The organism is Sinomonas sp. ASV486 (assembly GCF_030908215.1).
GTDB classification, from domain to species: domain Bacteria; phylum Actinomycetota; class Actinomycetes; order Actinomycetales; family Micrococcaceae; genus Sinomonas; species Sinomonas puerhi.
The window spans coordinates 585,514-596,606 of sequence record NZ_JAVFJK010000001.1 but is presented as its reverse complement, the minus strand read 5'-3'; the positions used below and the strand labels follow the sequence as shown (position 1 = coordinate 596,606).

Genomic DNA, 11,093 nt, shown 5'->3' with positions numbered 1-11,093 from the left:
CGGGTGTGGTGGGTGTGGCGGGGGTGGTGGGGGTCGTGTTGGTGGTCATGGGTGCCTCTACTTGATCTGGAAGCCCTCGGCGAGCTGGCCGCCGACGATGTGCTTGTGCGCGGCCAGGAGCAGCGCGACGGAGGGGATGGCGAGCAGGATCGAGAAGACCGCCGCGACCTGGGTGGGGTAGTTGAGCACGAGGGTGTACATCTGGGTCGGCATGGTGAAGTAGTCCGGGGCGCCGACGAGGTACGTGCCCTGGGCCTCGTCGAAGGAGGCGAGGAAGCTCATGATCGCCGCGACGAGGATGCCCGGCAGCGCCATGGGCAGGGTGACGCTGGAGAATACCCGCAGCCTCGACGCGCCGGCGTCCCGCGCGGCCTCCTCCAGGCTGCGCGGGACTGCTGCGAACGCCGCCGAGGGGATCCATGTCATGAACACGACGGTGCCCAGGAGGTGCACGATGAGGATGCCCAGGATCGAGTTCATGAGGTTCAGGGTGTAGAACAGCGCGGCGAGGGAGACGAACAGGCCCATCTTGGGGAACGCGTTGGCCGCGAAGAGCCCGATGAGGAAGAACCGCCGGCCGGGGAACTCGAAGCGCGCGAAGGCGTATGCGGCCGGGAGGCAGATGAGCGCTGAGGCCAGGACGGTGATCGGGGCGAAGAAGAGGGAGTTCTGCACCGCGACCCCGAGGGCGTTGTCGCTGAAGACGAGTTCCCACCACTTGAACGTCCACCCGTCCGGGGCCAGGTTGGGGTATGTCCAGTTCGTGGCGAAGGCCCGCACGGCCAGCCACAGGAGCGGGCCGATGATGAACACGGCCATGGCAGCGGCGAACAGGACTACGAGCGTGCCCGTCAGGGCACGGCGCGGGGAGGAGTTCTGCATCAGAGGGCACCGCTTTCCCTGGCCGAACGGAAATTGGCCCACACATAGACTGCGGCGATGCCCGAGGCGATCGCGAACACGACGAACGCCATGACGACGGCCTGCTGTGGCTGGTTGAAGGCCGAGAAGTAGTTGGACATGTCCACCCCGAGCATGTTCGGCGAGTTCGGGCCCGTGAAGTACGGGACGGTGAAGGATCCCAGGATCCCGATGGCTGTGAACGTGGTGGCGATGATGATCGGCACCCCGGCCATCGGCACCACAACGCTGATGACCACGCGCCAGAAGGAGGCGCCGGCGTCGCGAGCTGAGTCGATCATGGCCTGCGGGACCGCCTGGAGCCCGGACGTGATGAGGAGGGTCGCGAAGGGCAGCGACGTCCACACCGAGCCGATGACCACCGTGACCATCGTGAACGACCACACCGGGAAGTCCACCCCGAGCTGGGCGGCGACGCTGCGCAGGAACCCGTCCGCCGAGTAGAACCCGAGGATGGCCCAGGACGCGATGACCACGGGGATGAACAGCGGGATGACTGCCAGGGCCGAGAGGATCTTCCCGATGACGCCGCCCTTGAACTTGAGGTACAGGCCGATGCCGGCAGCCAGGAGGATCACGACGGCGGTGCTGACCGCGGTGACGATGACCGTGACCGCGAGGTCCCCGAGGAACCTGGGATTGGTGAACATCTCGCCGTAGGCGCCGAACGTGGGGCCGCCCTGGGCTTCGTGGACGTTCTGGCCGATGAGGGCGATCGTCCGGTTCAGTCCGCCCGTGAAGCCGAGGCTGAAGGCGAAGGCGAGCACGATCGGGAAGCCGATGAACAGGGTGATGAGGAGGATCGGCGGCAGCGCCATGACGAAGCCGGCGGCGCGCCCCGCCCCCGCGCGCTGGGCCGAGGCCGAGCGCGCGGGGGGAGACGGGGCGGGACGGTCCGGCTGCCGGACCGCGGTGGACTGTGAGGTCACTGGCCGGGGACCTTCTGGTCCCAGAGGTTGTTCATGTCCTTCGAGATCTGGTCGAAGTACCCCTTGCGGAGATTGTTCGTGTCCGCATTGGCGAACCTGTCCCTGATGTCCGCCGGGAGCCTGCCGATGGAGATGGCCGGGTAGCCGGAGATCTCCTTGACGATCTCCGCCTGCTGCTCGGGCTGCAGGACGAAGTTCGCGAGCCTGAGCGCAGCATCCTTGTTCGGCGCGTTGACCGGGACACCGAGGTACGCGGCGCCGCCGGTGAACGACGGGCCGGTGATCTGCGCGGCCTTCACGCTCGCCGGGATCGTGCCGTTGGCCGAGCCCGTGAGGAACTGGTCGGACCAGACCGGGGCCATGGAGATCTGGCCGCTGGCCAGCAGCTCGAGGGTCTGCTTGTTGCCGTTCGGGTAGACGCCCTTCTGGTACACGTACGGGTTCAGGCCCCGCAGCGTCTCGAAGCCCTGATCCCAGGTCGACTCGAGGTCCTTCTCGTAGCCCACGGTCATCTTCTGTCGCGCATCCGCCGGGACGTACTTGTCGAGCACGGTCGCAGCGAACGCCGCGCCCGACCCGCCCGACTTCGGGGAGTTGTAGGTGAACTTGCCCGGGTTCGCCTTGATCCACGCGAGGAGGTCGTCGAGGGTCTTCGGAGGGGTTGCCACGGTCTTCGTGTCATACGCGAGCAGGACCGAGGACCCGCGGTACGGGATACCGCCGGTGCCGCCGGCCTTGACCACGTCCGCCGGGACATCGGCCAGGGCCTTGACCGAGGAGGTGTCCACCTTCTCCAGGAGGTTCGCCCCCGAAGCCTTCGCGACGAATCCGCCGTCCACCAGGTCGAAGTCCGCGTCCTTCTTCTGCTCCACCGAACTCGTGAGCTTGGCCAGCGTCTGGGCGTCATGCTCGCCGTGCAGGTCGATCTGCACCTGGACCCTGTACCCCGGATTCGCCTTCTCGAACGCCGGGGCAAGGTCCTTCTCCCACAGGCTCTGGATATTCGTGTCACCGCTGATGAACACCTTGACGGTCTTAGCGCCGGCATCCGCCGCGCCGTTGTTCTTGGCGGCGGTGGTGCTCTGGGCGCAGCCCGTGAGGGCGAATCCGAGGGCCGCGGTGTACGCGGCGGCACGGAGAACGGTTGAGAACTGCATGAAGATGTCTCCTGTAGGCGCGAGGGCAGGATTCTGCCCAGGAAATCTCGGTGGGTGCCAGATGGTCGGTCACTCCCCGCCCGAGCAACACGCATGAATACTTCATCGAGTCCGGATTGCACCTAGGAGACAGCAAGATGACATGAGAGTTAACTACCAACAAAAGTTAGGGTTACCTAAATATGAATGATTTGTTGAACAAAACTCCTCACAAGCCCGTGCTGGCCATCACGACAGCGGCGCCCCGCACCCTGGCGAACTGTCTCGCCGGGGCGCGGGGCGCCGCTGTCACTTGCGGGCTGCGATCACGCGGCCAAAGCGGCCCAACGGTCCGTGCGGCGCCCGAAGATCAGACCGTCCACAGAGGCGCGGCCGGGGCCGACGAGAGCGACGGCCGCAGCGCCGGCAGCAAGGAGGAGCACGAGCTCCATGCCGCCCTTCTCGACAAACATCCCGGCAGAGACGTGCACGAGGAAGAGGGCCGAGAGCATCTCGACGGCCAGCAGGGCGCCAGCCACGCGGGTCAGGAGACCAACAATCAGAAGCGCACCCCCGGCAAGTTCGAGGCCAGCCGCCATCGGCGCGGCGAACTGGGCGCCAGGGACACCCATCTGGGCGAAGGCGCCCTGTGCGCCCGGAATCGTGAATTCGAAGAACTTCTGCCAGCCGTGGGCGAAGAACACTGCGCCGAGCGCAACCCGGAGGATCGTGCGCGCGGCGTCGGCGAGGGCGGGGCGGTGGATCGTGGCCATGGAGGCCCCTTTCTATTGGTGGTCGTCGGCTCGCTGACCGCTAGGCTTGCGAACACATACTCCAATATTCAATTGAAGTTTCAAGCATGATCTTGTCGTGAAGGCCTGCCTTGTGTCAAAGAGGCGTCGCGCAACCCTTCGTGCCGTCTAACGCACGACGGCGCCCCGCGCCGTGACGAATGATCTCGCCAGGGCGCGGGGCGCCGTCGTTAGCCGCAGGCAGCGGCCGTGCGCTACTTGCGCAGGCCGTCGACCACAGCGTTGAGTGTTGCGGAGGGGCGCATGACCGCGGTGGCCTTCGCCTCGTCCGGGCGGTAGTAGCCGCCCAGGTCCACGGGCGAGCCCTGGGCCGCGAGGAGCTCGGAGACGATCGTTTCCTCCTGCGAGGTCAGCGCCTCGGCGACGGGCGCGAACGCGGCGGCCAGCGCGGCGTCGTCCGTCTGCTGCGCGAGCTCCTGCGCCCAGTACTGGGCAAGGTAGAAGTGCGAGCCGCGGTTGTCGAGCGTGCCGAGCTTGCGGCCCGGAGACCGGTTCTCCTCGAGGAAGGTCCCTGTCGCGCGGTCCAACGTGTCCGCGAGGACCTTCGCCGCAGGCACGCCGGCCTGCTCGGCGTAGAGCTCGAACGAGGGCACGAGCGCGAAGAACTCGCCGAGGCTGTCCCAGCGCAGGTAGTTCTCCTTGACGAGCTGCTGCACGTGCTTCGGCGCGGAGCCGCCCGCGCCCGTCTCGAAGAGGCCGCCCCCGGCGATGAGCGGAACGATCGAGAGCATCTTGGCGCTCGTGCCCAGCTCGAGGATCGGGAAGAGGTCCGTGAGGTAATCGCGGAGCACATTGCCCGTGACGGAGATGGTGTCCTCGCCCTTGCGGAGGCGCTCGAGCGTGTAGGCGGTGGCCTCGGCCGGGTCGAGGACCTTGATCGTGAGGCCCTCAGTGTCGTGCTCGGCGAGGTACTGGTTGACCTTGGAGATCAGGTTGCGATCGTGCGCGCGGCTGTCGTCGAGCCAGAACACCGCAGGGGAGCCGGTTGCCCGCGCACGGTTCACGGCGAGCTTGACCCAGTCACGGATCGGCAGGTCCTTGGTCTGGCACGCACGCCAGATGTCGCCGGCCTCGACGTCGTGCTCGATCAGCACATCGCCTGCCTCATTGACGAGCTGTACCTTGCCTGCGGTCTGGATCTCGAACGTCTTGTCATGGCTGCCGTACTCCTCGGCCGCCTGGGCCATGAGGCCGACGTTCGGGACGGTGCCCATGGTCGTCGGGTCCAACGCGCCGTGCTCACGGCAGTCGTCGATGACCGTCTGATAGACCGCCGCGTAGGAGGAGTCGGGCAGGACGGCGAGCGTGTCATGCTCCTGGCCGTCGGCGCCCCACATGTGGCCGCCGATGCGGATCATAGCCGGCATCGAGGCATCAACGATGACGTCGGAGGGGACGTGCAGGTTCGTGATGCCCTTGTCCGAATCGACCATCGCAAGCGCCGGACCGTCGGCGAGGCCCTTCTGGATGAGTGACTTGACGCCGTCGCGGACCTCCTCGGGGAGCGCGTCGAGCCCGCCGAGGATCGAGGCGAGGCCGTTGTTCGGGCTCAGCCCCGCAGCGGCGAGCTGCTTGCCGTAGGTGTCGAACAGCTCGGAGAAGTACGCCGTGACCACGTGGCCGAAGATGATCGGATCGGAAACCTTCATCATCGTGGCCTTGAGGTGCGCCGAGAAGAGGACGCCCTCCTCCTTGGCCCGCTCCACTTGGGCCGCGAGGAACCCGTCGAGCGCGGAGGCGCGCATCACGGTGCCGTCGACAACCTCGCCCTGGAGGAACTTGAGGCCCTTCTTGAGTTCCTTGACCGCTCCGTCGGCGAGCACGAGCTGGATGGTGAGCGAGTCGTCGGCCGGCAGGACCACGGACTTCTCGTTCGCGCGGAAGTCGCCTTCGGCCATCGTCGCGACGTTGGTCTTCGACTCGGCGCTCCAGACACCCATCGAATGCGGGTTCTTGCGCGCGTAGTTCTTGACGGACAGGGGGGCGCGGCGGTCCGAGTTTCCCTCACGAAGCACGGGGTTGACCGCGGAGCCCTTGATCTTGTCGTAGCGCGAGCGGATGTCCGTCTCTTCATCGGAAGAGGGGTTGTCCGGGTAGTCCGGGAGGGCGTAGCCGTGGGCCTGGAGCTCCGCGATGGCGGCTTTGAGCTGCGGAATCGAGGCAGAGATGTTGGGCAGCTTGACGATGTTGGCCTCTGGCGTCTTCGCGAGGGCACCAAGCTCCGCGAGCGCGTCAGACTCCTGCTGGTCCGGCGTGAGGTAGTCGCCGAATGTGGCGACGATGCGCCCTGCCAGGGAGATGTCACGGGTCTCGATCCGGACGCCGGCCGCCGAGGAGTACGCCTGGACGATCGGGAGGAAGGAGTGGGTCGCCAGCATCGGCGCCTCGTCCGTGTGCGTGTAGATAATGGTGGCCATGGGTGGGCGCCTCCTGCGGAGCTGATGCAGACCGCGGCGCCGATGTACGCGTGAGCAATCGCCGCAGTATGCGTGGGTGCTGCTATGTCAACGTCCCTAATCTACCGGAGCATGGGCCATGGCCTGTTTCGTGACGGTTCTACACGCCGGGCACGCCAACGCAACTCGCGTCACGTTCACGCCTAGACTCCCTCTCAGGGGACAGGAAAGTTCGGGGCGTCAAGCCCTCACCACGCGAAAGGCACCCAGAGGGACATGGCACAGCATTCCGCGGACGTCAACCGTGGCGATCCCCCCGAGGCCGAGCTCTTGGAATTCGGCACCCTGGTACTGCGGGTATGGCGCGAGCCCGACGCTGCACAGGGCCTCAGGGTGCGCATTCTCACCTCCCATGGGCGCCAGGAGCCCACATCGACGGCCCTTGCCACGGACGTTGAGGCCACGCTTGCGGCAGTCAGGGCATGGCTCGAGGGACAACTCGAGGGCGACGTGCCGTCCTGACAGGATCTCGCCTAGGAGCGACAGTGCGCTGCTGATTGCATGACAGTTCTGAAAACTGCAATAAATCCATTGACTGGACTATATCCCCCTCGTCATGCTGGTTTCGTTCATCAGGAACGCCTCCACTCCCCTCAACCGATTCGGAGCGGCCGCATTCCGGGAACCTAAGTTTCATGGGGGCGGGTCGCATGTCGTGGGAACTTCATCTTCTGGGCTGCTGGCAGCTCGACAGGCGTGGCACGCCTCAGACCGTCGGCGCCCGACAGCAGCGTCTCATCGCATCCCTAGCCCTCTTGGGCGCACGCACCCGCCGCTACCTCGCTGGCCTCCTGTGGCCCGAGAGCACTGAGGAGCAGGCCGCAAGCAGTCTCCGCGTCACGGTCTTCAAGATCCGCCACCAGCTTCCGGGCCTGCTCGCAGACGGCGCAGAGCCGCTCCGCTTGTCCGACGATGTCCATGTTGACGTCGATCGGCTCCGCGACGGCGCCGACTCCGCCCTTGCCGGCACCGAGCCTGCCGCCGGCCTGACGGACCTCTTGTACGCCGCCGAGCTCCTCCCCGGGTGGTACGACGACTGGCTCCTGTTCGAGCAGGAACGCCTCCGGCAGACGCGCATCGCCGCACTGGAGGCCCTCGCTCGCCGCCATCTCGGCGAGGGCCGTCCCGAGGCCGCAGTCGCCGCCGCGATGCGAGCCGCGGCCATTGAGCCATTGCGCGAGTCCGCGCACGCCCTGGTGATCCGTGGTCAGGTGAGAGCAGGTAATGCGGCGGGAGCGCGCCGCACCTACGAGGACTTCCGGCGACGCCTCGCCGAGGAGATGGGCCTCGAGCCCTCCACGCGACTCGCGCAGCTCGTCAGCGCCGAGCCGCTCGAGAATGCAGGAGCCCGGCCCGTGACACACGCGGCAGGGAGGCATCGCCAACCCCCGAAGGAGCTCTAGTGACACATCGTGCCGACACCTCACACCCCCGCCCAACCAGCGTTTCCCTGCTCAGAGCGTCCGCCGTGGGCCTCCTCGCCGTAGGCCTGATGATGGCCCCGATGCTGCCAGCGTCGGCTGCTCCTGGGACGGGTCAGGGAGTCGCATGGGGGCACTATATGCACGTCGCCTCCCGAGCAATCCCCAGCCCTCACCGCCCGAATGCCGTTGACTCTGCCGTCGTTGTGGGTCCGCTGCGCCCCAACGGCGGCCCGGCCTCCGCCTCCGCCACCGTGGAGAACTCATGCGCAGGCTGCTCAGGCACCGCCGTGACGCTCCAGGTCCTCACCTCGCCCGGCGTCTCGACCCTGCTCGCCAACAATCTGGCGACGGCCTACACGACAGGCGACTGGGCGTCATCGTCCGCCGTATCCGTCCAGATCATCGCAACGGCCGACGCGCGCTCCATCATCGCCAACAACGCCTCGATCGCCGTCAACGAGGGCTGCACGGGGTGCAGCACCCAGACCGTGGCCATCCAGTACATCCTCGTCGGCGGGCAGCAGCGCGACCTCTCGCCAACCGCCCGGAGCATCGTGCTCGGGATCGAGCAGGCCCTCGGGGTCAACCTGAACGCGTTCAGATCGGCCCCCGCCGGCGAACGCTCGGCCCGCGCACATTCAGCAACGAACGACGCCGTCGAGCGGGCTCGCGCTGTCATCGCCGCCGACACGGGCGCCGCCGTGCGGGCGAACGTGGACGTCGACAGCGGGGAGTAGCGCCCCCAGTCTGCTCACTCCCAGACGCCATCCTGGCCCCGCTGCAGCGCCGCTGCGGCGGGGTCTTCTGCATGCCCGGCCGGGCATCGCCCCACGTCAGCGCGATAACGGGCTGATAACGCGAAGGTAACACTCCACCGAATGTACTTACCCCAGCGATTGATCCCCAGTCGCCAATCAACAAGGAGATGAGTCACATGACCAAGATCACCGCCGCTGAACTCGCTGCTGAGGCCGTCGAACTGCTTCCCTCTCGCGACACGCTGTTCCTGGACGCCAACTGGGCCGGCATCGTTGCCACCAACACGTCTCTCGCCGTCAACGCCGCCACGTGGGGCTCCGTCGCCCAGAGCGCGGCCTGGCAGAGCATCTCGGTCAACCAGCACTGAGCCCTCCCCCACACGCACTCGGGGGCGGTCGGCTCCCCCATCCCGACCGCCCCCGGGGTGCCCCTTCCCTTCCGAAGCCCAGCGCAGGAGACCCGAATGTTGCAGGACCTCGCTCCCACCGCCGATGCCTGGCAGCAGGCGGAGGGCATCGAACTCCTCGGCCCAGTCAAGGGCTCCGGGCTCAACCACAGCACGTACCTCGTGCGCCGGTCCGACGGCCAGGTGGTGCAGATCAGCGAGTTGCTCCAGCTCATCGTGGCCAAGGCAAAGCGACCGCTGGACTCGGTCGAGCTGGCCAAACGCGTGAGTGAAGCCTTCGGCCGCGAGCTCGACGCCGACGGACTTCGGCTCCTCGCAGAGGGCAAGCTCGAACCGCTCGGCCTGCTCATGCGCCCCGGGAAAGAGACCACCGCGGTGCCCGCGCCCAAGGCGGTGCCGCTCCTCGCCCTCAGGGCCAAAGCAACCATCCTCCCGAGGCGCGCCGTGGAGCGTCTCTCTTGGGTCCTCAGCCCGCTCTATTCACCAGCTGTGGTCACTATGGCAATCGCCTCATTGATCGCCTTGGACGTCTGGCTGTTCATGGTCGCGGACGCCGTTACAGCCCTCAACGACGTCCTCATGACGCCGGGCATGCTCGTGGCGCTCTTCGCGCTCATGACAGTGGGAGCGTTGGTCCACGAGATGGGCCACGCGACCGCGTGCCGCTACGGCGGAGCGACGCCGGGAGTGATCGGATTCGGCCTCTACGTCGTGTTCCCCGCCTTCTACACGGACGTGACGGACGCGTACCGGCTGGGCCGCGCCGGACGGATTCGGACGGATCTCGGCGGCCTCTATTTCCACCTGCTGTGGGTTATCGGCGCCGGCGTGGGATTCCTCTTCACAGGCAGCCCGCTCCTGCTCCTGCTCGTGATCATGACCCAGCTTCAGATGGCCCAACAGCTGCCCCCTACGATCCGCCTCGACGGCTACTTCGTTCTCGCTGACCTCGCTGGAGTGCCAGATCTCTTCGCCAGAGTCGGGCCCGTGATCCGCAGCCTCATCCCGGGACGTCCCGCGGATCCTCGAGTCCTCGAACTCCGCCCGGTGACCCGCTGGATTGTCACGTCCTGGGTGCTCATCGTCGTGCCGTTCCTGGGCGGGGTGCTCATTTGGCTGGTCTTCAGCCTGCCCTTCATCCTCCAACAGGCGTATGCGGCCGGGTCGATGCACGCGCACAACCTGGTCGCCTCCGCCCAAAGCGGGCATCCGTTGGAAGCCATACTGTCCGGAATCGCCCTCGTAATGCTCACCCTGCCGGCGCTGGGATCAGTGCTGATCCTGGCCCGGGCAGCCCAATCCCTTGCGGTGGCCCTTGCGCGACGGCTCGTGCCTCGCCTCCCGCGCCCCCTGCCCCGTCATGCGGCCCCGGCCCCCGCCCACCTACACCGGTTCGGCCATCACAGCTGATCCCCGCGGACGTCGAAAGAACACCAGCGATCCATGAAAGGAGGTGAACACTATGCAGAAGCTCACCACGGCCGATCTGGCTGCCGAGTCGGTTGAGATGCTCCCCTCACGCGAGACGCTCTTCCTCGACTGGAACGCGGCCCTCATCTCCGCCTCGAACACCTCGGTTGCGCTCAACGCTGACACCTGGTTCTCGCGCGCGAGCAGCGCCGCACTTCAGATGATCAGCGTGAACCAGCACTAGCCCCCGAGATCGGTGCGGGTCGCCCCTCCCCCAGCCGGCGACCCGCACCCCCACCCACCACCAGGAGGACACCATGACGGCACTCACCCCTGCCGACATCGTCGATCAGCACGCCGAACTGCTCCCGCAGCGCGACACGATGCTCTTCGACATCAACGTGGCCCCCGTCGTGGCGGTCAACCTCGCGATCGCGGTCAACGCCGCGACGTGGGGCTCGACAGCCAACGCGGCTGCGGTCCAGATCATCGGCGTGCTCCAGCACTGAGCACCCTGATCCCGGCCGGGGCCCGGCACTTCGCGGAGATCGCCTCCCGCCCTGTGCTCGGACCGGCCAACAACCCGGGGGGCCGGGCGCGCCCGGCCCCCCACCACCTCGAATAACCAGGAGTTGAATTCCATGACCAAGCTGACCCTCACCGAACTCGCCGCCGAGTCCGTCGAGCTTCTCCCCTCCCGCGACACCCTCCTGTGGGACGGCAACCTGACCGCGATTCTGGCCAGCAACCTGTCGCTCGCCGCGAACGTCGGCACCGTCGGCTCGTCGGCCAGCAGCCTGGCCGTCCAGTGGATCTCGGTCAACCAGCACTGACCCGTGC

The 11,093-nt window shown here is 67.0% G+C and carries 13 protein-coding genes; 8 read left to right on the top strand and 5 right to left on the bottom strand.

Features of this window, described 5'->3' with window-relative positions:
* Positions 1–57 precede the first annotated feature (57 nt).
* The 5 genes from RBS60_RS02730 to RBS60_RS02710 form a co-directional block, all read right to left on the bottom strand.
* On the bottom strand, positions 58–882 hold the full coding sequence (locus tag RBS60_RS02730) for an ABC transporter permease (protein ID WP_307955970.1): 825 nt from the start codon (positions 880–882) through the stop codon (positions 58–60).
* Entirely contained in the window at positions 882–1,850 is a 969-nt protein-coding gene (locus RBS60_RS02725; protein ID WP_307955969.1) for a sugar ABC transporter permease, read from the bottom strand. Before RBS60_RS02725 ends, RBS60_RS02730 begins: the two co-directional genes overlap by 1 nt.
* Entirely contained in the window at positions 1,847–3,007 is a 1,161-nt protein-coding gene (locus tag RBS60_RS02720; protein ID WP_307955968.1) for an extracellular solute-binding protein, read from the bottom strand. The genes RBS60_RS02725 and RBS60_RS02720 overlap by 4 nt, the downstream gene beginning before the upstream one ends.
* Positions 3,008–3,312: 305 nt before the next feature.
* On the bottom strand, positions 3,313–3,750 hold the full coding sequence (locus RBS60_RS02715) for a DoxX family protein (RefSeq protein ID WP_374049202.1): 438 nt from the start codon (positions 3,748–3,750) through the stop codon (positions 3,313–3,315).
* A gap of 242 nt (positions 3,751–3,992) precedes the next feature.
* Entirely contained in the window at positions 3,993–6,215 is a 2,223-nt protein-coding gene (locus tag RBS60_RS02710) for an NADP-dependent isocitrate dehydrogenase (RefSeq protein ID WP_307955966.1), read from the bottom strand.
* Between the two features lie 255 nt (positions 6,216–6,470).
* On the opposite strand from RBS60_RS02710, the gene RBS60_RS02705 reads away from it, so the two are divergent.
* From RBS60_RS02705 to RBS60_RS02670, 8 genes are all read left to right on the top strand, one after another.
* Positions 6,471–6,716, top strand: a complete 246-nt coding sequence (locus tag RBS60_RS02705) for a hypothetical protein (protein WP_307955965.1) — start codon at positions 6,471–6,473, stop codon at positions 6,714–6,716.
* A gap of 188 nt (positions 6,717–6,904) precedes the next feature.
* A complete protein-coding gene (locus RBS60_RS02700) occupies positions 6,905–7,657 on the top strand; it encodes a BTAD domain-containing putative transcriptional regulator (RefSeq protein WP_307955964.1) in 753 nt (250 codons plus the stop codon).
* A gap of 308 nt (positions 7,658–7,965) precedes the next feature.
* Complete coding sequence (locus RBS60_RS02695) at positions 7,966–8,415, top strand: hypothetical protein (protein ID WP_307955963.1); 450 nt, start codon at positions 7,966–7,968, stop codon at positions 8,413–8,415.
* A 197-nt stretch (positions 8,416–8,612) separates the two neighbouring features.
* A complete protein-coding gene (locus RBS60_RS02690; protein ID WP_307955962.1) occupies positions 8,613–8,804 on the top strand; it encodes a hypothetical protein in 192 nt (63 codons plus the stop codon).
* A 96-nt stretch (positions 8,805–8,900) separates the two neighbouring features.
* Positions 8,901–10,253 carry a hypothetical protein gene (locus RBS60_RS02685; RefSeq protein ID WP_307955961.1) on the top strand — a complete coding sequence of 451 codons (1,353 nt, stop codon included), beginning with the start codon at positions 8,901–8,903 and terminating at the stop codon, positions 10,251–10,253.
* Between the two features lie 52 nt (positions 10,254–10,305).
* A complete protein-coding gene (locus RBS60_RS02680; protein ID WP_307955960.1) occupies positions 10,306–10,497 on the top strand; it encodes a hypothetical protein in 192 nt (63 codons plus the stop codon).
* Between the two features lie 73 nt (positions 10,498–10,570).
* The gene (locus RBS60_RS02675; protein ID WP_307955959.1) at positions 10,571–10,762 is read left to right on the top strand and encodes a hypothetical protein; all 192 of its coding nucleotides are present in this window, start codon (positions 10,571–10,573) and stop codon (positions 10,760–10,762) included.
* 132 nt (positions 10,763–10,894) lie between these two features.
* Complete coding sequence (locus RBS60_RS02670; protein WP_307955958.1) at positions 10,895–11,086, top strand: hypothetical protein; 192 nt, start codon at positions 10,895–10,897, stop codon at positions 11,084–11,086.
* The last annotated feature ends 7 nt before the right edge of the window (positions 11,087–11,093 follow it).